The sequence below is a fragment of the Nocardia sp. CA-119907 genome, assembly GCF_050955995.1.
GTDB lineage: Bacteria > Actinomycetota > Actinomycetes > Mycobacteriales > Mycobacteriaceae > Nocardia.
Map to the genome: position 1 here is coordinate 1,196,431 of NZ_CP192091.1, position 23,301 is coordinate 1,219,731.

The window sequence follows — 23,301 nt, forward strand, 5'->3', positions numbered from 1 at the left end:
TATACGACCTCGGCGCGCCCTGTCTCGGTGTGTGCGACCGCCTTCGGTCAGTGGGTCGGCGGTGCGATCTGCCAATGTTGTTGCAGCGCACCGGCGATTTCCGGGAGCACCGTCACCGGCACGCGCTTGTGCCGCAGCATCGCCCGGATCTCGGTGACCTGCTCGCGTTTGCGCATGTCGTACGCGCCGGAGACGGGCCGCCGCACCGGCGGGATGGACAGCAGTACGAGTTCGCCGTGGCGCTCGTCGCCGCCGGTCAGATCCAGCGCCAGTGACCACCGGGCCCGCTCGTCGAGGGTGAACCGTCCGGCCACCACCCGCTCCCAGTCGATACTGGATTCCTGCCACGGGGTGCGCCGGTAGATCGCCCCCTCGGTGAGCACGACGACGTCCCTGCCGAACAAAGTGACCAGCAGTGCGATGCCGGCCACCGCACCGGCGAGCAATCCGGTGAAGACCCGGTTGAGCCCGAATCCGGCGACGATCGCACTGCAAACCAGCACGGTGGCCGTGATCCCGAGCGTCCCGTACAGCATTGCCCGCCGGGTCGGAACCACGCCCGCGCGCACCATCGTCATCTCGACCTCCTGCTTTGCCCGCACCAAACCTAGCCGGTACGGATGACCAGTGGCTTCCCGATGCGGGCGGGTCGGCGCATTCAGGCCTCCAGCGCGACCGCGGCTTCCCCGGTGTAGACCAGGAACTGCATACTCTCCTGGAAGTACAGCTGTACCGATTGCCCGTCGTGGGTGAGGTAGCCGATCGAAAGATCCTGCCCCAGCTGCAGGTCGAAGTCGCCGCCGCGGGTGGTCAGCACGAACGCGCCGTCGATGGCCGGTGCCCAGATGATCTCGCCCTCCGGAATCAGGCGTTCGATATGGGTGCGAATCGGGTGGCCGTGATCGGAGGTCTCGCTGACCGCCGTGTACAGGTCCGCGCTCAACAGCACCGAGTACGGGCCGTCGACGCCCGCCAACCGCAGCGCGCTGAGCGCCTGGGCTACGGCCTCCGGCGCCAGCCGCGGATCGCTGGGCAGCTTGATCGGCGCATTGGACGAACTCGCCCGGATACCGGTGATATTCGCCGCCTGATAGCCCTCGAAGATGGCCCGGTCCTCGGCGAAGGCGATCCGGCGTGCGGCCTCCTTCACCGCGTCCAGATCGGTGTCCATGGCGCCGCGCTCGACATCGTCGAGTTCCTCGCGCGAGAGCGTGAACGGCACCCGCAGTTCGATCAACGGCGCGACCACGCGCTGGCGGGCCTGCACACCCTCATCGGGTGCGGTGATCGAGGTAGTGCGGCCGAGTCCGACCGCGGAGTAGTCGGTTCCGTGCGGTCCGGACAGGTCCACCACCCGGCGACCGGCGATATGCCGCTTGAAGGTGCGCGTCGCCTCCTGTTCGATCGCCTTCCATGCCTCGGAGGTGATCGGCGCGAGTTCGCGATGGAGGTTGTTCATGATTGACTGCTCCTTTTCAACGTGCCGATACCTAGAGAACCGATAGTGCCAACGCCGTTGGGCGACAAAGATTCCTCATGTGTCTCCGCGGCGTCCCCGGGCGCTGCGGGGAGATCGTCGAAGAAGTCCGCGGGTGGTGTGAAGAACAAGGTGCCGGTCACCGCTATGGAGAAGTCGAGGATGCGGTCGTAGGCCGCCGCCTCCGTGCCGACGAACATCCGAGAGAGCATGGTTTCGGTGACGCTCGGCGTGGCCGCGTAGGCGATGTAATAGGTGCCGAATTCGCCGTCCTTGACGCTGCCGAAGGGCATATTGGCGCGAACGATTTTGCGCTCGGTGCCATCGGCATCGGTGATGGTGTTCACCGCGACATGCGAATTCGCGGGTTTGTCCGCATCGGAGAGTTCGAAATCGTCGAGTTTGGTGCGTCCGATCACCCGCTCCTGCTCCTCGACCGACAGTGCCCGCCACTGCGCCATGGTGTGCAGGTACTTCTGCACGATGACATAACTGCCGCCCGCGAAGTCCGGATCCTCATCGCCCACGACAGCCGCGCTGACCGCCGCCGAACCCTCCGGATTCTCGGTTCCGTCCACGAAGCCGAGCAGATCGCGCTGCTCGAAATAGCGGAACCCGACTGTCTGGTCGACGATGGTGATCGCGCCGTCGAGCCGGTCACCGATCGTCATCGCCAATTCGAAACAGGCGTCCTGGGTTTCGGCCTTGATGTGGAAGAGCAGATCGCCCGGGGTGGTCGGGGCGCGATGCACCGCGCCGACGAATTCGGGGAGTTCATGCAATTCGGCGGGCCGCGGCCCGCCGAACAGACGATCCCATGCGGCCGAGCCGATCGATGCGACACAGGCGAGTCCGGCTCCGGGCACCCGAAAACCGATCGAACGACGCAATCCGGGGAGATCGGCGAGCAGGTCTCGCACCGCCGCTTCGCCACCCTCGTCGATCGTGGCGACCAGGAAGATCGCCGCCGGTGAGAGCGGTTCCAAGATCGACTGCGGCGCACCCATGGGCTCCAGACTAGAGCCCGGCACCCACACATCGGCCAGCCGGTGCTGGCTTGTCGGCTACTACTTGGCGACTGTCAGCAGGAATGCGACATCATCGACGGCCTTGACGCTGTGCCGCGCCTTCGGCACGACCAGCAGGTCCCCGGCCGACCCCTTCCACTCATTGGTGCCGCTGATCAAGGTCAATGTGCCGCTGAGCACCAGCAGGGTGGCCTCACCCGCATTATCGTGTTCGGCCAGACTCTGGCCCGCCGAGAGACCGACCACGGTCTGCCGCAGCGCATTGGCATGACCGCCGTAGATGGTTTGCGAACTGCGCCCGCTCGTGGCGGTAGCGGCCAACTTGAGCTGTTGGCGTGCGACCGCAGTCAGCGATTTCTTGTCCATGGACCGCCTTTCGCAGAAGCAATCAGCCGGATCAGGGCTGGTGACACGGGCTGATATCCAGGAGTATGCCCGACCGGCGGGTGACGTGTGTCCGGTTTGACCGCCAGGCCGATTTGCGGCGTACTTGCTGCCATTCGGTGATCGGACGGTGCTGTGCGGCCGGTAATGAACGATGCCGGCGCTTTGCCAGCCGCACGGCTCAGGTGCGGGTATAGCGCCGGATCCGGAACCGCAGGCCGGACTTCGACTCGCGCCACGGGGCAGTGTCGTCGGCGTGCCATTCGGGGCCGATGGCCGGTGCGTAGGCATCGCCCTCGACGTGCGTGTCCACCACGGTGACCAGCAGATCCGTCGCGAAATCCATAGCGGCCCGGTAGATTTCGCCACCGCCCATGATCCAGACGTCATCCGGTGCGCAGCTGGCCAAGGCATCGGGAAGGGCGGCGGCGCGTTCGGCGCCCGCTGCCGACCAGTCGGGCTGGCGGGTCACCACGATATTGCGGCGGCCGTCGAGCGGACGGAATCGGGGCGGCAGGGAATCCCAGGTCCGCCGCCCCATGATCACCGGATGCCCCATGGTGACGGCCTTGAAGTTCGCCATATCCTCGGGCACGCGCCACGGAATGGTGTTCTCGAGACCGATCACCCCATCCGGGGTCTGCGCCCAGATCAGGCCGATGACGCGATCGGTCACACCGCTACCGGTGCCTTGATCGCCGGGTGATGCTGGTAGCCGACCACTTCCACGTCCTCGTAGGCGTAATCGAACAGTGTCGGCGCGGGCCGCAGGTTCAGTGTCGGGAACGGATACGGCTCGCGGGTCAGCTGCTCGGTGACCTGCTCGACGTGGTTGTCGTAGATGTGGCAGTCGCCGCCGGTCCAGATGAAATCACCGGGCTCGAGCTCGGTCTGCTGCGCCACCATATGAGTGAGCAGCGCGTAGCTGGCGATATTGAACGGCACGCCCAGGAACAGGTCCGCGCTGCGCTGGTAGAGCTGGCAGGACAACTTGCCCTCGGCCACATAGAACTGGAAGAACGCGTGGCACGGTGCCAGCGCCATCTTGTCGAGCTCGGCCACATTCCAGGCCGAGACGATGATGCGCCGGGAATCCGGATTGGTGCGCAGGGTGTGCAGCACCTCGGCGATCTGGTCGATATGGGTGCCGTTCGGCGTGGGCCAGGACCGCCATTGCACGCCGTAGACCGGGCCGAGTTCACCATGGCGATCGGCCCATTCGTCCCAGATGGAGACGCCGTGCTCGTGCAACCAGGCCACATTGGAATCGCCGCGCAGGAACCACAGCAACTCGTAGACGATCGACTTCAGATGCACCTTTTTGGTGGTGATCAGCGGGAAGCCCTTGGCGAGGTCGTAGCGCAGCTGATGGCCGAAGAGGCTGCGGGTGCCGGTGCCCGTGCGATCCGCCTTCGCGGTGCCGGATTCGAGGACCAGTCGGAGCAGATCCTCGTACTGGGTATCAGCATTGTTGGCCACGCCTGGCGAGCTTACTCACCCCCGCACCTGGCAAGCTCGGGCCATGCGCAAGCTTTACGTGATCGGCATCGGTGCGGGCGATCCGGACCAGGTGACGGTGCAGGCGATCAAGGCCATGCGGCAGGTCGAGGTGTTCTTCGTCATCGGAAAGGGTGCCGAGAAGCGGGAACTGATCGATGTGCGCACCACGATCCTCACCGAGCACCTCGATCACCCCTACCGCATCGTGGAGATCGCCGATCCGCCGCGCGACCGGGCGCCCGCCGATTACCAGGGTGTTGTCGAGGATTGGCACGATCGCCGCTCGGCACTGCTCGAGGATGCCTTTGCCCAGGTCGACGGTGTCGGCGGCATTCTCGTCTGGGGTGATCCGTCGCTGTACGACAGCACCCTGCGGATGATCGAACGCGTGCTGGATCGCGGTGCGCAGCGCTTCGACTACGAGGTGATTCCCGGCGTCACCAGCGTGCAGGCGCTGGCCGCTCGGCATCGGATGGTGTTGCATCGCATCGGCGAGCCGGTGCACGTCACCACCGGGCGCCGCCTGCGCGAAGACGGGCTCGGCGGTTCGACGGTGGTGATGCTGGACGGTGACTGCTCGTTCACCGAGGTGTCCGGCGACGATGTGCACATCTGGTGGGGCGCGTATCTGGGCATGCCCGACGAGACGCTGATCGAGGGGCCGCTGCGCGAGGTCGAAAAGGAGATCGTCGAGCGCCGGACGCGTTTGCGTGCCGACAAGGGGTGGATCATGGACGTCTACCTGCTGCGTCCGGGTGCGGGAGACGCCCAGCGGCCTTGACCGTGACGAGGACGGGCGTGGTCGCCAAGGCGTGGATGCCTTCGAGCGCGCCGAGGCGGTGGGTGAGGTAGTGGTGCAGTGCTTCGGTGTCGGGGCACATCGCTTGTGCGACAAGGTTTGTCGGGCCGGTGGTGGCGGCGACGAAGGCCAGTTCGTCATGGTCGGCGAGCGCGGTAGCCACCCGGTCGAGGTACGCCGGTGCCACCGACATCCACAGCAGCGCCTGGGTGGTGGCGCCGAACTGGGCGTCATCGAGTTCGACATCGAAGAAGACCGCCTGGGCCGCCTGTAGCTCCGCGAGTCGCCGGGTGACGGTGGCTCGAGACCAGCCGGTCGCGGCCGCGAGTCGGGCCAGGGGGGCACGGCCGTCTTGTTGCAGTGCGGCCAGCAGCGCGGCGTCGGTGTCGGTGAGGTCGCGGCGCGGTGCGGGATCGGATCGGTTCGGCCGCAGTTGATTTCGCTGGTGTTCGGCCAGTGCGGCAGTGTGACCGCGCCACGCGGTCGGGCCGCCGAGGTAGGTGTGCAGGACGTAGTGGGCCGAGACGGCGGTGATGCCAGCGGCGCGGGGGAGGTCCCGCAGCAGGAGCGAGCGGGAGGCGGCGGCATCGCGCGGAATATTCACCACCAGCAGGATTTCCGTGCCACCCGAGGTGATCTTGACCCAGGAGGTGTCCTGGCGGCGGGCCAGCGCATGTGCGAGGCGCTGGCCGGTGCCGGTGGTTGTGGTCAGGCGCACGAGCCACTGGGTGTGCCCGGCGTGGCTCGGATCGGCGAGGCCGACCACGCGGAGTCCGGCGGTGGCGCGCAGGCGTTGGTAGCGGCGGATGACGGTTTGCGTCGAGACGTTGAGGACGGCCGCGATCTTGTTGAACGGTGCGCGCCCGTCGATGTGCAGTGCATGGATCAGGCCGCGGTCGACGTCATCGAGCATGGAAATATCTTTCATATCCACGCGAGATATGGAAAGTATCCGCTGATCTTTGTCGGTAGACGGTTTGTTTCGGCACTTCTGTCGAAGGTGGATCGTGGCACGGGCTCGCCGGGCCCGGCCGATCGACGAAGGAGAAGTTGATGATTCTGGTGACCGGAGCGACCGGGACCGTAGGCCGCGAGTTGGTCGGCCAGTTGCTCGCGTCGGGCGTGTCGGTGCGGGCGACCACGCGGCGGCCCGAGACCGCCGGACTGCCCGACGGTGTCGAGGTGGTGCGTGCGGATCTGGGCGATCCGGACGCCCTCGTCGACGCGATGCGCGGTGTCGATCGAGTGTTCCTGCTGTCCAGCGGTCCCGAAATCCCCACCCACGACGCGAATCTCGCGCTGGCGGCGGCCCGTGCCGGGGTCGGTCACCTGGTCAAGCTGTCATCCGGTCGCACCGGCGACGACACCGCGACCGATCCGATTCCGACCTGGCACCGTGCCGGTGAACGCGCGGTCCGCGACAGCGGAGTCGCATGGACCATGGTGCGCCCCTTGGGATTCATGGCCAATGCCCTGCACTGGGCCGGTTCCATTCGCGACCACGGCGCGGTCTACGCGCCCTTCGGCCAGGGCCGCATCGCTGTGGTCGATCCGCACGATATCGCCGCGGTCGCCGCGAGAGCACTCACCACCGACGGTCACGAGGGGCAGATCTACACGCTGAGCGGGCCGGAACCGCTGTCGCCGGGCGAGCAGACCGGCATCCTCGCCGACGTACTCGGCCGACCGCTGCGCTATGTCGAGGTCGCGCCCGCCGCCGCGCGCCAGTCGATCATCGACCACGGCGTACCGGACGAGATGGCCGATGCCATCATGGCGCTGCGGGCCACTGCCCTCGAGGCATTCACCTCGGTCGTACATCCCACCGTCGAGCGGATCACCGGAATCCCACCACGCTCCTTCCGTGAGTGGGCGGAACACCACCGCCACCACTTCGACCCCGCGGACGCGGCATAGCGTCCACCGCGGCCCGCAGCCGAGCGCGCGGCGATCAAGGCCAAGTGGAAACCATGCGGCGTCGCCCGAGATGTCCTCGCCGCCAGTTCCACTTGGCCTCGATCCCCCCACGTGCGTGAACTGCGCGGATGTCGGTGCGGCCGGGTAGCCTGGCATTCGTGCCCGAGCTACCGGAAGTGGAGGCGTTGGCGCAGTTCCTGCGGGAGCACGCGGTCGGCGCCGTGGTCGGGCGTGTCGATGTGGCGGCACTGAGTGCGGTCAAGACCTTCGATCCGCCGGTGACGGCGCTGTCCGGGCGCGATGTGACCGATGCGGGCCGGTGGGGCAAATTCCTCGGGATGGATTGCGATGGGCTGTGGTTGATCACGCATCTGTCGCGCGGCGGATGGTTGCGGTGGATCGATGAGCCCAGCCAGACGCCACCCAAACCGGGCGGTAAGAGTCCGCTCGCGCTGCGGGTGCACTTCTTCACCCCCGAGGGCATGACACCCGCGTTCGACCTGACCGAGGCCGGCACCAAGAAGCGCCTCGCGGTGTACATCGTCGACGATCCCAAGCGGGTGCCCGGTATCGCACGCCTCGGCCCGGACGCGCTAGCGGTGACCGAGGACCAGTTCGGCGAAATCCTGCACGGCGCATCGCAGCGCATCAAGACCGCCATCGTGGACCAGGCACTGATCGCGGGCATCGGCAATGCCTACTCCGACGAAATTCTGCACACGGCGAAGATCTCCCCGTTCGCCAACACCAAAACCATGTCGGCGGAAACGATCTCGACCTTGTACGAGGCCATGCGTTCGGTACTCACCGACGCGGTCCAGCGATCCGTCGGCCAGGACGCCGCACGCCTCAAGGGGGAAAAGCGTTCCGGCATGCGGGTACACGCCCGCACCGGCCTGCCGTGCCCGGTCTGCGGCGATACCGTTCGCGAGGTCTCCTACGCCGAGCGCTCGTTCCAGTACTGCCCGACCTGCCAGACCGGCGGGAAGGTATTGGCCGACCGCCGCATGTCGCGTCTGCTCAAGTAGCGCCTCAGATCAGCGTCGGCACCCGGATTCCTTGCCAGGCAATGCGTTTGGCCCGATCAGGATCGTTCTCCAGGCGGGTGATGTCGTCGATGATCAATGTGGTGCGCCGGTCTTCGGTATAGGCGGGCCAGGATGGCAGCGGTCGGCCGGTGCGGGCGAACTCGAGCCAGTTGTCCTGGAACTGGTGGCTGACCGATGCCAGTCCACGCCGCCCGCCCGCCGCGGTGATGGCGCGGCCGAACGGGGAGTCGGCGGCGCCGAAGACCGGGATCAACTCCGTGGCGTGGGTCGCGCCGATACCGGCGAGCCGCAATGCGCGCGGTGCGAAGTCATAGCGGTAGGTATAGGTCGGGGCGTAGCGACTGTGGCCCGCCGCGACGGCGACCGAGGGGCGCCAGAAGACATAATCGCCACCGGCGCGAACGGCGACCCTCGCATCGGGATAGCCGGGATAGGCCGCGATCACCCGGGATTCGAGTTCCGCGCCGCCCGCGCGCGTCAGTAGGGCGTGCATGCGGGACGGAGTGGTCGGCAGCTCATCGGCGAATTTCGCGAACAGCGTGCCCTCATCGCGATTCGTGCCGATGATCAGCGGAACCTGGTGTGCGGCACCGCTGGTGATGGCGTCGATCGGCGACTGTGTCAGATATTCGCCGTCGACGACCGGCGCGATCGGGAACAGCCCGGGGCGTTCCCGCAACACTTTCCCGCTCGTCATGTCGACCGCGCGGCGAATATCGTTGGCACCGGCCGTGATCAGCGCCTCGGCCGCGGTATCGGGGGTGGCGCCGAGCGCTTCGACGCACCGGCGGGCGAAGGCGCGTGCATCCTCGGCCGACATACCCCAATCGGCCGGTGGGCTCTGCGCGATGCCGCGATGGAACAGCCCCTTGGCCGCGGGCGTCGCCAGCAGCGACAGCACCGCATGTGCGCCCGCCGATTCGCCGAAAATGGTGACATTGTTCGGATCTCCGCCGAATGCGGGGATATTGCGCTGCACCCATTCCAGCGCCGCGACCTGGTCGCGCAGCCCGAGGTTGGCCTCGAAAGGCCGCTCGGGCGTGCCGAATTCACCGAAATCGACATATCCGAACGCACCGAGCCGGTAGTTCAGCGACACCACGATCACATCGCCGCGCACCGCGAGCCGGCCACCGGAGTACAGGCTCAGCGCCGAGGTGCCGATCTGATAGCCGCCGCCGTGAATGAACACCATGACCGGCCGCGGCGCGGCGGACGGTTCGATCGGTGCGACGACATTCAGTGTCAGGGCGTCTTCGCTGGTCGGCTGGTACCGGCGCGGTCCGATCCGCGCACCGGTGCGGTGCTGCATGGCGGCGAATCCGAAGGTGGTCGCCTCGCGCACACCGGTCCACGGCCGCATCGGCTGAGGCGCCCGAAATCGCAGGTCACCCACCGGTGCAGCGGCATAGGGCAGTGAGCGCCAGCGCAGTACGCGGCGGCCGCGGTAACCGCGGACAACTCCGTCGGCGGTCGTGATATCGGACATCTTTCCGATGGTAACTAGGAGCGGCGGGCCTCCAACAGGCGTAACCAGAGCTCGCTCACCGTCGGGTAGGCGGGCACCGCGTGCCACAGGGTGGCCAGCGGCACCTTGCCGACCACGGCGATGGTCGCCGCGTGGATCAGCTCACCGACTTCCGGACCGACGAAGGTGGCGCCGAGCAGCGTGTCGGTCGCGGTATCGATGACGATCTTCGCCCGCCCCGAGTAGCCATCGCGAGCCAGCGCGGATCCGGCGACCGCGATATCGATCTCCACGGTGTCGACCGCGTAGCCCGCTTTACGCGCCGCGGCCTCGGTGCGCCCGACCGAGGCGACCTCCGGCGCGGTGAACACCACCTGCGGCACCTGCCCGTGATCGGCGGTCGCGGCGTAGCGCACATCCGACAGCGCGCGCCCCTCGGCCCGTGCCGCGATGACATCCCCGCACACCCTGGCCTGGTATTTGCCCATATGGGTCAGCGCGGCACGATGATTCACATCGCCGACCGCGTACAGCCACTCGCCATCGATGCCGCGCACCGTCAGCCGGTCGTCCACCTCGATATAGCCGTCCGCGAGCCCGACCGTGTCCAAGCCGAGTTCCGCCGTCGCCGGTCCGCGCCCGGCGGCGACCAGGATCTCATCGGCCTCGATCACGGTCTCGCCGATCCGAACGGTGACGGCTCCGCCGTGGATCCACCCCTCGCCGGTGTCCTTCGCCTCGGCGCGCTCCACGCGTGTGGGTTGGGTGCCGAAGCGGATCTGCACACCGGCATCGGACAGCGCCGCGGCCACCCGTTCGCGTGCGAACGGTTCGGCATTGCCCAGCAGCGCGTCACCGCGCACCAGCATGGTGATCTCGCTCGCACCGAGTGCGGCCAGCCAGGTCGCCGCCTCACAGGCGACAACACCGCCGCCGATGATCACCACCCGGCGCGGGACCTCGTGCAGATTGGTGGCATCCCGGGAAATCCATGGCAGCGCGTCACGCAGTCCTGGGATATCGGGCACCGCGGCCTTGGTCCCGGCGGCCAGCACCACCGCGTGCCGGGCGCGCAGCAGTCGTCCGCCGACCTCGACCAGTCGCTCGCCCGCGAGCCGCCCGGTTCCGCGCACCACATCGATACCGTTGTTCGCGGCCCAGTCGACCTGCGAGCTGTCATCGTGCTTGTGCGTGAAGGCGTCGCGCCGTTTCAGCACCGCGTCGACATCGAGTCCGCTCGCCGCGATCCCGGCCATGGCCTCGGCGCCGGACAGCACATGCGCCGGCCGCAGTAGCGCCTTGCTCGGCATACAGGCCCAATACGAGCATTCACCGCCGACCAATTCCCGCTCCACGATCGCGGCGGTGCGCTCGGTCCCCGCGATGGCGTAGGCGGCGGCGTTCTCGCCCGCGGGCCCACCGCCGATCACGATCACGTCATAGTCGGCGGCGGTATCCGGGGTCACTGCAGATAACCCTCGACCTGACGGGCCGGATTCTCCTGCGCTTCCTCGGGGACGCCACCCGCCTCGATCCGCGCCCGGCGCTGCCGTAGCAGATCCCAGGCCTGATCGAGCATTACTTCCAGTTCGGCGAGCTGCTGCCGCTCGGTTACCGGGTCGACCGCACCGGCCGTCGCCTTGGACCGCAAATCATGCTCACGATCGACCAGATTCTTGATACGCGCCAGGATGTCCTGTTCGGTCATGGGGACCATGCTACGACCGCGCCAGAAATTCCCCGGTGATCCGAACGGTTCAGTGCGGCCCGGTATCGGCTGCTGGCACATCGATTCCTTGCTGCAATGCGGCCACGATGCTGTCCAGGATTTCGTACAGCGCCGCGATCGAATGGTCGGCGCCGAGCATCCAGGTGTCGAGGCCGACGCCGAAGGCGGCGAAGCAGGTGGCGGCGACGAGTTGTGGGCGCAGATCGGTTTCGGGGAGACCGGAACGCTCGGCGAGGAACTGGGCGAGGGCATGCTTGCGGCTCATGGCTCCGGTGAAATTCTCCTGGCGCAGTTCGGGATTGCTGACCAGCAGGTGGCGGGCGCGGCGCGCGGTATCGGCCTGATGGCGGCGCAGCGCCGCCTCGGATTCGTCGAGCAGTAGGTCCTGGATCGCCGAACGCAGTGCGGTGAGTGCGGATTCGGTGTCCGGTCGGCGCTCGAGTGCCGAAAGCAGTTGCGCCATCAGATCTTCCTCGTGCGCGAATACCACGGCCATCTTGGACGGGAAGTGACGGTGGAAGGTGCGCCGGGAAACCTGCACGGCATCGGCGATCTGCTGCACCGTGGTCTGCTCGAAACCCTGCCGCTCGAACAGACGCAGCGCGGTATCGATCAGCTCCCGGCGCACCCGCGCCTTCTCCTTCTCGCGCAGACCGCTCTGTTCCATGCGTCCTCCAGAACCCATCTGTCTCAAAGTGACACTTTTGAGCTTAGTCCGGCTAATGTGTCTCAATGAGACAGCAACTCTGAATGAGAGGAAAGTGTCGATGCGTCGCACACTGATCACCCTGGCCACGGTGGCCATCCTGGCCGGACCCGTGGCTGCGACCGCGCAGGCGGATCCGGCCCAACCGGCGCCGGGAACGGTCGTGCGCGACGAGGTGCTGTCATCGGACCTGTGGCTCGCGGGCGCCGGATCCGCGCGCCGACTCACCTACTGGACCAGCGACTCCGACGATCGCCCCGCCCAGTCGACCGGCGCGATCTTCATCCCGGCCGGGACGCCCCCACCCGGCGGCTGGCCGGTGCTGTCATGGGAACACGGGACCGTCGGCGTCGGCGACGATTGCGCCCCGTCGACGGCGGGTCGCTCCGACCGCGACAAGAACTATCTGGCCACTTGGCTTCGGCAGGGCTATGCCGTCGTGGCCACCGATTACATCGGCCTCGGCACACCTGGCGTGCATGCCTATCTCGATGGCCGTGCCGAGGCGCATGCCGCGATCGATATGGTTCGCGCCGCCCGTGCCGTCGACGACTCGCTCTCGTCGAAATGGGTGGCCATCGGTCAGTCCCAGGGCGGCGGGGCGGCGGTGTTCACCGCGTCGCTGGCCACGAAGTACGGTCCTGAGCTCGACTACCGCGGTACGGTCGCCACCGGACCGGCCTCGAATATCGTTGACGCGTTCACGCTGGTCGGCCCGTCCACACCAGCGATCCAGTCGTCGCACCTGACCGCCTACGCGACATATGTGATGAACGGCTTGAAGGCGGCACGTCCGGACTTCGATCTGGACAGCTACCTCACCCCCGTCGGCAAGGAATTGGTCGACGCGGCCCGGACGCTGTGCTTCACACCCCTGGCCCAGCGCGCCGAGGGCGTCACCCTGAATCAGCTGTTCTCCCGGCCACTTTCGGACGGCGACTTCGCCGCGACCGCGCGTCCGATAATGGATGTGCCGATGACCGGATACGACCGCCCGCTGTTCATCGGCCAGGGCACCAATGACACCGATGTGCCCGCGCCGTTGACTGCGAAACTGATCGCCGACTTGCAGGCCAACGGCGTCCGGCCCGAGGTCCACATCTACCCCGGCTTGGATCACAGCGCGACCGTCGCGGGTTCACTACCGGACAGCATGCCCTTCGTTGCCCGACTGTTCGGCTGAACCCAAGCCTGCGTAAGGCATTCTCCGGCGATCGGAACGGCGGTGGTCAGCTCGGTCCAGCTCAGTGCGGTATAGCCGAGTGCGATGCCGAAGGTGTGCGGGCCAGCTGCCGTGGCGAGCGGATGGTGTTGTGCCGCAAGGTGGTGGCGGGACAGTCCGTCGAGCGCCACACCGCGCGCTCGGCCCGCTGCCACGGCCCGCTGTTCGGTTTCGGCCGAATCCAGTGGCACCACCACGTGTGAACCAGCGTCGTCGCCGAGTACGTCGAGTCCGCGGCGGCGAAGCTCGTCCACGACCAGGGCTCGGCGCGGGGGCACCGCGCGGCGCAGTCGGCGCAGGTGTCTGGCGAGATCGCCGTGGTGTGCGAATGCGGCGAGCACTCGCTGGCCAGCGGGGCTCGGGCCGGTGCCGGTTCGTTCGCGGTGCGCGACAATGGCTTCGGTGATATCGGGGGCGGCGACGAGCCAGCCGATGCCCAAGGTCGGCGAGAGGATCTTGCTAGTGGTGCCGAGATGGACGACCACGTCTGGAGCCATCGCGGCCAGCAGCGGCAAAGGGGCGGTGTCGTAGCGCAATTCGCCGTCGTAGTCGTCCTCGATGATGAGCAAGCCCGCGCGCCTGGCGAATTCGACGAGTTGCACGCGGCGGGCCGCCTGCATGCGGGTGCCGAGTGGAAATTGATGTGCCGGGGTGCAATACACGGCCTTGATGCCGTCGGGCAATCGGTCGACTCGCAGGCCGTCGGCATCGATCGGCACCGGGATCACCCGGACACCGGCCGCGACAAATGCACCTGCGGCACGCTGGTAGCCAGGGTCTTCCATGGCAATGGCGTCGCCGGGACGCAGGAGGGCGGCCGCGAGTTCGCCTACGGCCGAACTGGTTCCGGCCGTCGCGAGCACCACGGTCCTGCTGCCCGCACCGAGGCCCCGGTGGCGCAGCAGGTGTTCGGCGACCGCGGCGCGGAATTCCGGTTCGCCGCCGCGATCCTTGCGGATGATCGGGGAGTTGTCGGCCGCCGCGCGCCAGGCGCGTCGCCAGGCCGCCTGGTCGATGGCTTCGATGCAGGGCGCGCCAGGGCCGAGATCCAGCAGTTCCGGCGGATGCTCGGCGGTGCTGCGGAAACTCGGTCGGGCGGGCGCTTCGGCGGGGGCGGTGGTCAGGAAGGTGCCCGAGCCGCGGCGGCTCGCGATCCAGCCCTCGGCGTGCAGTTGGTCGTAGGCGGCGGCGACCACCGTGCGGCTCACACCGAGGCGCTGGGCCAGCGCTCGCGACGAGGGGAGCCGATCATCCGCGCGCAGGAGTCCGTTGCTCGCCGCGGCGCGCAGGCCTTCCGCGACTTGAACCGACAATGGCTCGTCAGCATCACGGTCGAGGACCAGTGGCAGCTCATCCAGCATCGCTCACCTCCGGAAATTGGACTGTTAGAATTTGCGTGAATTGGCTATTTCAGAATGCCACTTCTCCCGCCACGCTAGAGGTATGACCAAGTCGATCAGCTCTCGACCGCCGCTTTCGCCGACCCCACGCACCACCCTGACCCGCTCCAAGGAGCGCGGCCGGACCGACCGGGCCGAACTGGATGCCGTTCTCGATGCCGGTCTGGTCTGCCACCTCGGCGTGCTGCTCGGCGACAGCCCGGTGGTGCTCCCGACCATCTACGGCCGCGACGGCGACACCCTCTACCTGCACGGCTCGACCGGTGCCGGAAACCTGCGCGCGGCGCTGACCGGCGACATCTGCATCGCCGTCACCCTGGTCGACGGCATCGTCTACGCCCGCTCGGCCATGCACTTCTCCGCGAACTTCCGCTCGGCGGTGGTGCGCGGCCGAGCGGTCGAACTCACCGACGCCGATGAGAGCATGCACGCGCTGCGGGTGATCGTCGAACACACCGCGCCCGGGGCGTGGGATCGGGTGCGCTGGCCGAACAAAAAGGAAATGGCCGCCACTATGGTGCTCGCGCTCGACCTGACCGAGGCCTCGGTGAAGGTGCGGACCGGCGGTCCGAAGGACGATGCCGCGGATATCGAGACCGGGGGTGTGTGGGCGGGCGTATTGCCCATGCGTCAGGTCTGGGACGCCCCGATCTCCTCAGATGATCTGGAGCCGGGCATCGAGGTGCCACAGGATGTGCTCGATCGACTCGACATCGCGTCGGTCACCACATCGTGATCGTTCCGACCACCCTGGGCGGATACGAAAAGGCCCGATCCGAACGAACGGATCGGGCCTGATCCTCTGTCCTCGCGGAGACTAGCTCGCCGAGCGTAGTGATATGGCGGTCGAATACGGGGGTGTGTGACCACCATTCGACTACGTTCAACGGAACTCTCCGGCCGCAAGGCGCGGTACAGCAGTAGCTATCTGGACGCGGCACTACGGACGGTTGAACTCGCCGTCGGTCACGCCTGCGGTGAAGGCGTCCCATTCGCTGGGGGTGAAGACCAGTGCCGGACCGGTCGGGTTCTTCGAATCACGCACGCCGACAAAGCCGCCGCTCAGGTGCGCAACCTCGACACATTCTTTCCCGCCTGCGCTGCGACTGCTCTTGAACCACTTCGCCCCGGTCAGGTCGATCTTCACGGCATGAACTCCTTCGCTCCTGGTAGACGGGCTTTACCTCCGGTCGAACTCACCGTCGCGAGCGCCGCCGATGAACGCATTCCATTCGCCGGGAGTGAAGACAAGTGCGGGGCCAGCTGGATTCTTCGAATCCCGAATCCCCACCATGCCCCCATCGAGGAACGCGACCTCCACACACTCCGAGTCGCCGGAGCTGTGGGTGCTCTTGAACCACTGTGCCCCGGCTAGGTAGTCATCGTTCATTGTCATCAGTCCCTTCTTGCTAACTGCCGCAGTAGGTTCCTGCTGGCCACTGCATCCAGCGCGGCATACTGGATCGTCGCGTACGCCACCCGGTACTTCTCTACGTCCGACGTTCCTTCAAGGTACATATCACCTGTGAAATTCTCGATAAAGATCACCGTCGGTTGAGCCACGCCCTTCATGTCCGGCGTGAAGTCAAGCTTTATGAACGGGCCGACAGGGGTCCCGAGTGGGAATCCGGCTTTGAACGGCAGTATCTGGATCGTGATGTTCGGCCGGGTGCTCAGGTCGGCAAGGCGACGCAGCTGTGCCGACATGACCGCTTGGTCACTGACGATCGAATGAAGCGCCGACTCGTGCAGCACCAAATCGACTGTGACAGGAGACTTCTTACGAGTGATGATCGTCTGGCGCTGCAACTTCAGCTCGATACGTCGGTTGTGCTCCTCCTCGGAGTCCTTCGGGAAGTAGATCCGATTGAGTGCGTGGGCATAATCAGCTGTCTGGAATAACCCGGGGATAAGATCCGGGCGGTAGATCGCCATGGCGTGTGCGTCTGTCTCCAGCCGCATGTACACATCGAAGTTCCTGCGGATGAGGTCATCGAAGGTGTAATACCAAGTCTTCTCAGCAACTTGATGCGCCAGGTCGATCATGACTGCGATCTTGTCGTCAGGGATTTCGAGGATCTTGCCGAGTTCGGTTAGGTCCCGGTCAAGGACCTTGCCCGGCTCGCCACGTTCGAGGCGTGAGTACTTGCTGTGGCTCCACTGCATCTGAATCGCCACCTCCGCCTGCGTAAGTAAGGTGTTCTCCTCGCGTTGCCTGCGGATGAACCGCCCCAACTGGCGGCGCGGCAGTGAGGCTCGGGGTGGATCTGCGGTCACATCAGCTCCTCGGCACTCTCGAAATGGCAGTGATCGCCTGCCAGGATGACATCTGCCGTGGGGGTTCTCGTGAGTTTTGTGGGATTGTCGGAATGACAGTGCCATTCTCGGATGCCGATGGTCTGCTAGAAGCGCGACCGGAGAGACGAATCTCCTTCCCACTCAGGAGCTTTGTTCAGGGGCCGGGCGCACCTCAAGCCATCGACTCACGGAGGTCGGTACATGCCGAGCCGAGAACTTCCAAAGCGAGCCGCGTTCCTGGGACCACAGCACAGGGTTTACTGCGATGTGCCAACCGAGGTGATCGAGCGCTACCTCGAAGCCCTCCGAGCGTGGGCACCTCCCGAACGGCCTAGCGCCGAGATGCCCTGTCCCACATCGGGTTCGGCAACTCCGATCGTGAGGCACCGATGAGGTCGAATCCGTTGCGTACCACGCAGATACCAGCTGGGAAGGTCGCGGTGTGGCAGCTGGTCGACCGCGCTGCTCGCATACTGCGTGTTCAGCTCACCGGCCAGGCATTCACCGCGTACCGCCTGCCGTCGCGAACGCCGCTCCCCGGAGCGCAGCCCGGAACGATTATGTTCGACACCTATCCCGATCTGGTCGACGCCCGCGAACTGCTGCCCCAGCACAGCGACCTGTGGGACGCGGTCCGCGAGGATTACTGGGCCGCGCTGCTGAATATGTCCGACCGCCCGGCCTCGCAAGCGGGGACGTGAACACGATGTTCGGACTCCGGCCATGGTGTGGCGAAATAGCTTGCTCGGTAAGGGATCTCCTTGCGATATTCCACGAGGACACCATGCGAAAGCTCGATCTGGCCCCGACCGACAGCGCTCCGAAACTTCACACATCGGACGGCAAGGTGATCGAGATCGGCGAAGACGGTTGGCCCAGCGACTAAGGGTTCCGGACTGGCGGGCTCGCGTATTGAAGTGTTGCGAATCCTCGACGTTCGGTCGGATGTCGCTCGCACGATATCGTTTGCCACCGTTGCGGGTTCTGGCGCAAACAGTGTGATCGTCATCGGGAGAGATGCGATCGCTAAGTAGCCGATTAGCGGAAGACGCCACTGGCACGGCCCCGGAATCCTGACTCGCGTCGGGCAGAACGGATCAGCCGGTTGGCGTGAACGACGATCAGAAGACCTGGAACGCGTCGACGAATGCGTTGAACGCGGCAACGCCGTCACTCGGACTCGCTCCCCAACTTGCCCTTGTGGCTACCCGCAACGCGAATACCCGATCGTCGACAGTGAAAATGAGAGCTTTGGCGTACCCAGGCACCTGGTCCTTGTCGAGAAACTCGCCAGTCACTGAAGGGTGCCCACGAAAGGTTCCGTACTGGATGCTGCTGGTCTCCATGCCATCCGAGGTAAGGAAGTCGGCGACAGACGAAATGCCCTGGTGCAGATCGTACGTAGCACCTGCAGGCATACGCCAATACGCCAATCGGAGCGCCACGCCTTCCGTGGTGGGAGCGAGCACACTGGTTTCAGTGGAGGTGAGCCCCTCGCGCCCTTCTCCAGGAATCTGCTCTACTTTCGGTTGTGCCGGAAACATGGCGAAACACGCACATCCAGGATCGTCATACGCTGATGTCAGTGATGGCACCCCCGCCTGCGCTACTCCCCCACTCAGCACAGCCGCCAGAACAACCGTGGCCATGCTGGAAATTGCCATAAACCCCCAGCGCATCGCGCGAACCCCCTCATTGAGCGTGTGACTACAAGCAGCAAGCTACCGTGGGACCGCAGCGCTGCCAGATCGAGACGGCACAGGCCCATCGGAAACCGAAAGAAACTGCACAGGTTCGCATTCCATGGTACGGGGCCGTGTGCCGAGCCGCCCGCTTGACGAAGATATTCTCCTGGCTCCCCTTTATGTCAAGGGGCAGTTCGGAGTCCGGCGTTAGGCTGTGTGGAGGTAGGTCCGGGTTGTGGCTTGTCCGAAGGATCGGTGTGCGGGGTCGGGCCGGTCACGCTGGAGTCAGTTGTCGTTCCCGAATGCCCTCCCGGGCCTGCCGCATCCCGTCGGTGCTGGTCAGCAACCATCCGGTTGTAGACCACGTTCGACAGGCGACGCTTGAGCGCCCGTGTCGCTTCCATCGAGGTTTTCCCGGCGGCGCGTTTGCCGTCGTAGTAGACCCGGCCGGCAGTCTGGTGACGCAGTTGGACGATCGCCATGATGTGCAGGACACGGTTGATCTTGCGGTTCCCGGCGCGGGATAGCCTATGCCGCTGCTGCTGGCCGGAGGACGCATCCAGCGGGGCGGTGCCGTTCCAGGACGCGAACCGGTCCCGCGAAGCGAAGCGGTGGACGTCCTCGGTATCTGCAAGCAGCCGGGCAGCGCCGGACGGGCCGATGCCGGGCAGGTCCATCAACGTGGAACCACGGTCCAGGACCAGCTGCTTGAGCTCCTTGTCCGCCGCTTTGGTTCTCCGGTCGACTACCTCGAGATCGTCGATCAGTTCCAGCACCAGACGCAGACGGACCCGCGCCGCGGGATCAGCCGGTGTGACCGTGTCGGCCAGCACGCGGGCCTGCATGGCGGACAGGAACCTCTTGGTGCCGCCCGGCACCAACTCCGTGAGCAACCGGTGGATCCGGTTCAACAGCTCGGTGCGGGCCCGGCCGAGTTCGTCTCGCCGATCGACCAGCAGCCCCAACGCCACCACTTCCGGATCTGCTTGCACCCGCCGCAGATTCGGCGACCGCAGCGCAGCCAGCGCGACCGAATGGGCATCGACCGGGTCGGTCTTGCGGCCGTTGCCGGTAGCGAATACCCGCACCTGCGCCGACAATTTCGCCGGGACATCGATCACGGTTTCGCCGTCGTTGATCAGCCGATGCGCCACATGACGGCCCACACCGTTGCAGCCCTCGACCGCCCACACACGGTCCGGGAATTGTTGTGCCGCGGTCATCATCTCGCCGTAGCCGGCAGCATCGGTGCTGTAGCGGCCAGTTGTCAGCACTGTGGCGGACTTGTCGATGATTTCGATGGTGGCCGAGCGTTTGTGCGGGTCCATCCCGATGATGACTCTCACCAGCGTCCTTCCTCGATCCGAACGAGCAGGTGTCCGTGCAGGAAGGCACCGCTACTTCGAGCCAGGGCAGACCCCTTTCCAGCCACGCCCGCACGGTAACCCGGTGGGACGCAAGCCATGAGTGAGCCACACCCTACGATCGGCGGGCAGCCGCATACGGAGCCTCCCACCGGGTACCTGGGACTCGATCCTGGCCGGGATCAAGCCCTGACACCAGTCTTAAGTAGCCGCATACCGATCGTTCGGAAACGCGGCGGACCAATCGACAGTGCGATAATCCGTTCCACTTCTTCGCTATCGTCGGTGGTCCCACAACTGGCAGGACGGTGGTCCCTCGACGGGGACCGCCACGTTGCCAGTGGCGGGACCGCCGAAGACAGCGCCGTCCGAACCGGCCACGGCGCTGCAGAACTCGGCCGGTCGGCCCGGGATGACTTGCCCCATGCACGGGCCGACCCTGATGGCACCAGCTCAGGCCGGGTCCGGCAGGTGGATCGATGCGAGTTTGGCCGGGTCGACAACGATGTGGATAGCAGTGATCCGGCCTTCGGCGACGGTAAAGGCGATGACCGACAGCGGGGTTCCGTCGGGGCGCCAGGATATGTGGCCGGGGATGCCGTTGACCAGCACGGGCCGGTGGCGGGCGACCTCGCCGGAGAACATGCGGGCGCCAGCGGCGACCTCGGTGGCGCCGAGAGTGACTACCACGCCGTCGGGGGTGTCGACAGTCAGCTTCACGTTCGGGTCGAGGACGCGCAGGAGCGCTTGGAAATCGCCGCCGAGGGCAGCGGCCGAGCCTTGGGTCCGAGGAGTTATGTCGAGCTAGTCGAATGGTGGTCGCACACGCTGCATTCAACCGCCCTATCACTACGCTCGGCGAGCTGCTGGCAAGCATTCGCCAGAGGGCGGTTGTCGTCGTGTGGGCCAGATTTCCAGCGCAGTGTTCACCACAGGGTTATCGGTAGCCAGAGGGCGGTTGTGGTCTCGTGGACCAGGTTGCGCAGGGTCTCGGGTGCGGCGATGCGGTCGGGGTCGAGGCTGACGATGGCGAGGGTGTAGGTGTCGGCGATACGGCACAGGTAGCCGGATAGGCGGGTGCGGGGGAGGTGGTCCGCGGTGAGTCCGGGGTGGATGGCGCGGGCGGCGACGCCGGTGCAGCGGTGCGGGCCGAGGGCGCACAGGGAGTCAGGGAGGGTTCCGATGTTGGAGCACAGGATGTCTCGCTCACCCGCGCCCTTGGATAGTGCGTAGGCGCAGCGGTCCGGAATCACCTGCAGCAGTTCCTCCGGTATCCCGCCGGGGCTGGACATGCGGCGCTCGTAGGCGATTCGGGACTTCTGAAGGATCGTGGCCGGAGTATCGGCGCGATCGATACTGATCTCGGTCATCGCGAGATCGTTATCGACGCGCGGCTCGTCGCGGGTATCGACCGGGAGGCTGGCAGCGATGGTCGCGCCGGGAAATCCGCTGGCCCACAGCATTTTCGCGATCAGCGCGATGAACAGGCTATTGGCCGTGCCGCCGTATGCCGTGGCGGCCAGCTCCCAGTCGGCCGCCGGACATTGCACGATGACGCTGTGCGTCGGCGCGGCCTGCACCCGCGTGCGCGCATCGATCGACGGCCCGCGTCCGCGAGCCGGACGGTCCGGGATCCCGTGACGCAGCGCGCGGACAGTGCCGCGCACCACGATCGACCACTGCCGCCACGCATCGGACCAATCCGAATCCGGAGCGCGAACGTCGGCTGCCCGGTCCAACCGGGCAGGTTTGTGCGCGCTATCGACCCGGTCTGATTCCCGCGCAGCGGATGTCGCTGACCATGAGCTGCGCCGCGACGGTTGCCCCAATTCCTGCGCAGCGGATGTCGCCGCGTCGGCGTTGGACGTCAGTATCGGGTCGCTTGCACTCGATACGCCCCGCGCACCACCGGTCGTCTGTGTGGTGCCGGAGTTATCTGGTTCTGGTGCAGTCGATTTCGCAAACGAACGTGTGCTCCGCGCCGTCGGTGCGGTCAGGCTTGCGCCGCCCAGCGCGTCGTCCACGGCGAGCACGAGCGCCCTGCCGTCCGCGAGCGCATGCGAACAGGTCAGCGACACAATCGATCCGCCGTCATCGAGCGCGGCGACCGATAATCGCCAACCCGGACCGTATTCGGGATCGAGGTCGGCGCCCTGCCGATCGGCCCACTGGAGTAGATCCCGGTCAGCGATGGTGCCCGCGGTGAACTCGAGCGGATATGCCCGAGTATTCGGCCGCCAGCTACGACGCGCACCCGGTACGCGCGGCCGAATCACCCTGCGCCCCAACGGGCCGACGCGCAGCGCCGCGTGCACCTGCCGCAGCAGCTCCGGATCGACTCGATCGGCGGTTCGCCACAAGCCCTGTAGTGCGATAGGAGTGCCGAGCCCGCGATGGGTGCGCAGGAAGATCTCGTCGACAACGCTCAGCCGCCCCGTCACCGTCGGGTTCGCTCCCTCAGCTCCGCGTGCCGTGGCGACCCGCACCGGCCGCGAATCGCTGGGCACCGTCCAAAGCTCCGTCGGAGAGGGCGCGCAGACCGTGCCGGTACTCGTTGTGCAGGGCCGTCTGCTCGTCCATACCGTCCTGTTCCAGCAGCGACATCCGGTCCGAGCGCAGACAGGTCTGCGGCAGTGCGGCCAGTTCGGCGGCGAGTTGTTCGGCGGCGCTGCGTGCTTCGCCATTCGGCACCACCCGATTGACCAGCCCGATCTGCAGTGCCTCGGTCGCGGCGACGGCGCGGCCGGTGAGCACCATATCCATGGCGCGGCCGGTGCCGATGATGCGTGGCAACCGGATGGTGCCGCCGTCGATCAGCGGCACACCCCAGCGGCGGCAGAACACGCCGAATGTGCTGTCCTGCTCGGCAACTCGCATATCGCACCACAGCGCCAGCTCCAGCCCGCCCGCGACCGCATATCCGGAGATCGCGGCGATCACCGGCTTGGAAAGCCGCATGCGGGTCGGTCCCATCGGGCCGTCGCCCTCCTCGGTGACCTGATTGGAGCGTTCGGTCCCCAGCCCCTTCAGGTCCGCGCCCGCGCAGAAGGTGCCGCCCTCGCCCCACAGCACGGCGACCGCCGCGGCCGGGTCGGCATCGAATTCGCGGAATGCGTCGGCGAGGGCCGCGGCGGTCGGGCCGTCGACCGCATTGCGTGCCTCGGGTCGGTGCAGGATCACGGTGGTCACGGATCCGTTGCGTTCGATTCGCACACTCACGAGCACGACCATACGCCGTGGAGGGTGGTCTTGTGTCAAGAAATGAATTTATGGTT

Annotated in this window: 26 protein-coding genes; 6 read left to right on the plus strand and 20 right to left on the minus strand. The window is 66.4% G+C overall.

From position 1 onward, the window contains the following. Positions 1-47: 47 nt before the first annotated feature. The 6 genes from ACQP2D_RS05390 to ACQP2D_RS05415 all read right to left on the minus strand — a co-directional run bounded on the left by ACQP2D_RS05390 (position 48) and on the right by ACQP2D_RS05415 (position 4,368). A complete protein-coding gene (locus ACQP2D_RS05390; protein ID WP_433682607.1) occupies positions 48-578 on the minus strand; it encodes a hypothetical protein in 531 nt (176 codons plus the stop codon). Between the two features lie 80 nt (positions 579-658). Beyond that, positions 659-1,459: a family 1 encapsulin nanocompartment shell protein gene (locus tag ACQP2D_RS05395; protein ID WP_433682608.1), complete on the minus strand. Its 801-nt coding sequence runs from the start codon at positions 1,457-1,459 to the stop codon at positions 659-661. Continuing rightward, positions 1,456-2,484, minus strand: coding sequence for a Dyp-type peroxidase (locus tag ACQP2D_RS05400; RefSeq protein WP_433682609.1), 1,029 nt, complete (start codon positions 2,482-2,484; stop codon positions 1,456-1,458). Before ACQP2D_RS05400 ends, ACQP2D_RS05395 begins: the two co-directional genes overlap by 4 nt. A gap of 60 nt (positions 2,485-2,544) precedes the next feature. Then, positions 2,545-2,871, minus strand: coding sequence for a cupin domain-containing protein (locus ACQP2D_RS05405; protein ID WP_355176414.1), 327 nt, complete (start codon positions 2,869-2,871; stop codon positions 2,545-2,547). Between the two features lie 199 nt (positions 2,872-3,070). Continuing rightward, positions 3,071-3,565 carry a dihydrofolate reductase gene (locus ACQP2D_RS05410; RefSeq protein ID WP_433682610.1) on the minus strand — a complete coding sequence of 165 codons (495 nt, stop codon included), beginning with the start codon at positions 3,563-3,565 and terminating at the stop codon, positions 3,071-3,073. Then, positions 3,562-4,368, minus strand: a complete 807-nt coding sequence (locus ACQP2D_RS05415) for a thymidylate synthase (RefSeq protein ID WP_433682611.1) — start codon at positions 4,366-4,368, stop codon at positions 3,562-3,564. Before ACQP2D_RS05415 ends, ACQP2D_RS05410 begins: the two co-directional genes overlap by 4 nt. A gap of 43 nt (positions 4,369-4,411) precedes the next feature. On the opposite strand from ACQP2D_RS05415, the gene cobF reads away from it, so the two are divergent. After that, entirely contained in the window at positions 4,412-5,170 is a 759-nt protein-coding gene (gene cobF / locus ACQP2D_RS05420; protein WP_433682612.1) for a precorrin-6A synthase (deacetylating), read from the plus strand. Here cobF and ACQP2D_RS05425 read toward each other — a convergent pair. Continuing rightward, positions 5,118-6,116 carry an Lrp/AsnC family transcriptional regulator gene (locus ACQP2D_RS05425; protein ID WP_433685542.1) on the minus strand — a complete coding sequence of 333 codons (999 nt, stop codon included), beginning with the start codon at positions 6,114-6,116 and terminating at the stop codon, positions 5,118-5,120. The two genes, cobF and ACQP2D_RS05425, sit on opposite strands and share 53 nt — an antisense overlap. A 125-nt stretch (positions 6,117-6,241) precedes the next feature. Here ACQP2D_RS05425 and ACQP2D_RS05430 point away from each other — a divergent pair, with 125 nt between their 5' ends. Together ACQP2D_RS05430 and ACQP2D_RS05435 are read left to right on the plus strand one after the other, a co-directional pair. Further along, the gene (locus tag ACQP2D_RS05430) at positions 6,242-7,105 is read left to right on the plus strand and encodes an SDR family oxidoreductase (protein ID WP_433682613.1); all 864 of its coding nucleotides are present in this window, start codon (positions 6,242-6,244) and stop codon (positions 7,103-7,105) included. Between the two features lie 158 nt (positions 7,106-7,263). Continuing rightward, entirely contained in the window at positions 7,264-8,133 is an 870-nt protein-coding gene (locus tag ACQP2D_RS05435; RefSeq protein WP_433682614.1) for an Fpg/Nei family DNA glycosylase, read from the plus strand. Positions 8,134-8,137: 4 nt separating this feature from the next. Here the strand turns inward: ACQP2D_RS05435 and ACQP2D_RS05440 are convergent, their stop codons facing one another. Genes ACQP2D_RS05440 through ACQP2D_RS05455 form a run of 4 tightly spaced genes read right to left on the minus strand, consistent with a single transcriptional unit; the run spans position 8,138 to position 12,018 of the window. Beyond that, entirely contained in the window at positions 8,138-9,643 is a 1,506-nt protein-coding gene (locus tag ACQP2D_RS05440; protein WP_433682615.1) for a carboxylesterase/lipase family protein, read from the minus strand. A 14-nt stretch (positions 9,644-9,657) separates the two neighbouring features. Beyond that, positions 9,658-11,088 carry a dihydrolipoyl dehydrogenase family protein gene (locus ACQP2D_RS05445; protein WP_433682616.1) on the minus strand — a complete coding sequence of 477 codons (1,431 nt, stop codon included), beginning with the start codon at positions 11,086-11,088 and terminating at the stop codon, positions 9,658-9,660. After that, a complete protein-coding gene (locus ACQP2D_RS05450; protein ID WP_433682617.1) occupies positions 11,085-11,330 on the minus strand; it encodes a DUF2630 family protein in 246 nt (81 codons plus the stop codon). The genes ACQP2D_RS05445 and ACQP2D_RS05450 overlap by 4 nt, the downstream gene beginning before the upstream one ends. A gap of 49 nt (positions 11,331-11,379) precedes the next feature. Continuing rightward, on the minus strand, positions 11,380-12,018 hold the full coding sequence (locus ACQP2D_RS05455) for a TetR/AcrR family transcriptional regulator (protein ID WP_433682618.1): 639 nt from the start codon (positions 12,016-12,018) through the stop codon (positions 11,380-11,382). Between the two features lie 100 nt (positions 12,019-12,118). Between ACQP2D_RS05455 and ACQP2D_RS05460 the strand changes: the two genes are divergently transcribed. Further along, positions 12,119-13,240, plus strand: coding sequence for a lipase family protein (locus ACQP2D_RS05460; protein WP_433682619.1), 1,122 nt, complete (start codon positions 12,119-12,121; stop codon positions 13,238-13,240). On the opposite strand, the gene ACQP2D_RS05465 is transcribed toward ACQP2D_RS05460, so the two are convergent. Further along, complete coding sequence (locus ACQP2D_RS05465; RefSeq protein WP_433682620.1) at positions 13,174-14,640, minus strand: PLP-dependent aminotransferase family protein; 1,467 nt, start codon at positions 14,638-14,640, stop codon at positions 13,174-13,176. The genes ACQP2D_RS05460 and ACQP2D_RS05465 overlap by 67 nt on opposite strands. Before the next feature lie 82 nt (positions 14,641-14,722). Between ACQP2D_RS05465 and ACQP2D_RS05470 the strand changes: the two genes are divergently transcribed. Further along, positions 14,723-15,415: a pyridoxamine 5'-phosphate oxidase family protein gene (locus ACQP2D_RS05470; RefSeq protein WP_433682621.1), complete on the plus strand. Its 693-nt coding sequence runs from the start codon at positions 14,723-14,725 to the stop codon at positions 15,413-15,415. A gap of 204 nt (positions 15,416-15,619) precedes the next feature. Here ACQP2D_RS05470 and ACQP2D_RS05475 read toward each other — a convergent pair whose 3' ends face one another. The 3 genes from ACQP2D_RS05475 to ACQP2D_RS05485 are packed head-to-tail and all read right to left on the minus strand — an operon-like array spanning position 15,620 to position 16,956. Beyond that, entirely contained in the window at positions 15,620-15,826 is a 207-nt protein-coding gene (locus ACQP2D_RS05475; RefSeq protein ID WP_433682622.1) for a DUF397 domain-containing protein, read from the minus strand. Between the two features lie 33 nt (positions 15,827-15,859). Continuing rightward, on the minus strand, positions 15,860-16,075 hold the full coding sequence (locus ACQP2D_RS05480; RefSeq protein WP_433682623.1) for a DUF397 domain-containing protein: 216 nt from the start codon (positions 16,073-16,075) through the stop codon (positions 15,860-15,862). Continuing rightward, positions 16,075-16,956, minus strand: coding sequence for a helix-turn-helix domain-containing protein (locus ACQP2D_RS05485; protein ID WP_433682624.1), 882 nt, complete (start codon positions 16,954-16,956; stop codon positions 16,075-16,077). The genes ACQP2D_RS05480 and ACQP2D_RS05485 overlap by 1 nt, the downstream gene beginning before the upstream one ends. A gap of 425 nt (positions 16,957-17,381) precedes the next feature. On the opposite strand from ACQP2D_RS05485, the gene ACQP2D_RS05490 reads away from it, so the two are divergent. Beyond that, positions 17,382-17,678 carry a hypothetical protein gene (locus tag ACQP2D_RS05490; protein WP_433682625.1) on the plus strand — a complete coding sequence of 99 codons (297 nt, stop codon included), beginning with the start codon at positions 17,382-17,384 and terminating at the stop codon, positions 17,676-17,678. 420 nt (positions 17,679-18,098) lie between these two features. Here ACQP2D_RS05490 and ACQP2D_RS05495 read toward each other — a convergent pair whose 3' ends face one another. The 5 genes from ACQP2D_RS05495 to ACQP2D_RS05515 all read right to left on the minus strand — a co-directional run bounded on the left by ACQP2D_RS05495 (position 18,099) and on the right by ACQP2D_RS05515 (position 23,257). Beyond that, the gene (locus tag ACQP2D_RS05495) at positions 18,099-18,626 is read right to left on the minus strand and encodes a hypothetical protein (protein WP_433682626.1); all 528 of its coding nucleotides are present in this window, start codon (positions 18,624-18,626) and stop codon (positions 18,099-18,101) included. 218 nt (positions 18,627-18,844) lie between these two features. Next, the gene (locus ACQP2D_RS05500) at positions 18,845-20,008 is read right to left on the minus strand and encodes an IS110 family transposase (RefSeq protein WP_433682627.1); all 1,164 of its coding nucleotides are present in this window, start codon (positions 20,006-20,008) and stop codon (positions 18,845-18,847) included. Positions 20,009-20,479: 471 nt separating this feature from the next. Continuing rightward, the gene (locus ACQP2D_RS05505) at positions 20,480-20,746 is read right to left on the minus strand and encodes a hypothetical protein (RefSeq protein WP_433682628.1); all 267 of its coding nucleotides are present in this window, start codon (positions 20,744-20,746) and stop codon (positions 20,480-20,482) included. A gap of 206 nt (positions 20,747-20,952) precedes the next feature. Further along, positions 20,953-22,533, minus strand: a complete 1,581-nt coding sequence (locus tag ACQP2D_RS05510; protein WP_433682629.1) for a hypothetical protein — start codon at positions 22,531-22,533, stop codon at positions 20,953-20,955. After that, entirely contained in the window at positions 22,484-23,257 is a 774-nt protein-coding gene (locus ACQP2D_RS05515) for a crotonase/enoyl-CoA hydratase family protein (RefSeq protein ID WP_433682630.1), read from the minus strand. The genes ACQP2D_RS05510 and ACQP2D_RS05515 overlap by 50 nt, the downstream gene beginning before the upstream one ends. Positions 23,258-23,301: the final 44 nt, after the last annotated feature.

What these genes read in the sequence shown, in the direction of transcription:
- ACQP2D_RS05430 (WP_433682613.1), top strand. Translation starts at nt 6,242, where the DNA reads ATGATTCTGGTGACCGGAGCGACCGGGACCGTAGGCCGCGAGTTGGTC.
- ACQP2D_RS05400 (WP_433682609.1), bottom strand. Translation starts at nt 2,484, where the DNA reads ATGGGTGCGCCGCAGTCGATCTTGGAACCGCTCTCACCGGCGGCGATC.
- ACQP2D_RS05460 (WP_433682619.1), top strand. Translation starts at nt 12,119, where the DNA reads ATGCGTCGCACACTGATCACCCTGGCCACGGTGGCCATCCTGGCCGGA.
- cobF (WP_433682612.1), top strand. Translation starts at nt 4,412, where the DNA reads ATGCGCAAGCTTTACGTGATCGGCATCGGTGCGGGCGATCCGGACCAG.
- ACQP2D_RS05455 (WP_433682618.1), bottom strand. Translation starts at nt 12,018, where the DNA reads ATGGAACAGAGCGGTCTGCGCGAGAAGGAGAAGGCGCGGGTGCGCCGG.
- ACQP2D_RS05480 (WP_433682623.1), bottom strand. Translation starts at nt 16,075, where the DNA reads ATGACAATGAACGATGACTACCTAGCCGGGGCACAGTGGTTCAAGAGC.
- ACQP2D_RS05405 (WP_355176414.1), bottom strand. Translation starts at nt 2,871, where the DNA reads ATGGACAAGAAATCGCTGACTGCGGTCGCACGCCAACAGCTCAAGTTG.
- ACQP2D_RS05470 (WP_433682621.1), top strand. Translation starts at nt 14,723, where the DNA reads ATGACCAAGTCGATCAGCTCTCGACCGCCGCTTTCGCCGACCCCACGC.
- ACQP2D_RS05425 (WP_433685542.1), bottom strand. Translation starts at nt 6,116, where the DNA reads ATGAAAGATATTTCCATGCTCGATGACGTCGACCGCGGCCTGATCCAT.
- ACQP2D_RS05515 (WP_433682630.1), bottom strand. Translation starts at nt 23,257, where the DNA reads ATGGTCGTGCTCGTGAGTGTGCGAATCGAACGCAACGGATCCGTGACC.
- ACQP2D_RS05440 (WP_433682615.1), bottom strand. Translation starts at nt 9,643, where the DNA reads ATGTCCGATATCACGACCGCCGACGGAGTTGTCCGCGGTTACCGCGGC.
- ACQP2D_RS05395 (WP_433682608.1), bottom strand. Translation starts at nt 1,459, where the DNA reads ATGAACAACCTCCATCGCGAACTCGCGCCGATCACCTCCGAGGCATGG.
- ACQP2D_RS05495 (WP_433682626.1), bottom strand. Translation starts at nt 18,626, where the DNA reads ATGGCCACGGTTGTTCTGGCGGCTGTGCTGAGTGGGGGAGTAGCGCAG.
- ACQP2D_RS05450 (WP_433682617.1), bottom strand. Translation starts at nt 11,330, where the DNA reads ATGACCGAACAGGACATCCTGGCGCGTATCAAGAATCTGGTCGATCGT.
- ACQP2D_RS05390 (WP_433682607.1), bottom strand. Translation starts at nt 578, where the DNA reads ATGACGATGGTGCGCGCGGGCGTGGTTCCGACCCGGCGGGCAATGCTG.
- ACQP2D_RS05465 (WP_433682620.1), bottom strand. Translation starts at nt 14,640, where the DNA reads ATGCTGGATGAGCTGCCACTGGTCCTCGACCGTGATGCTGACGAGCCA.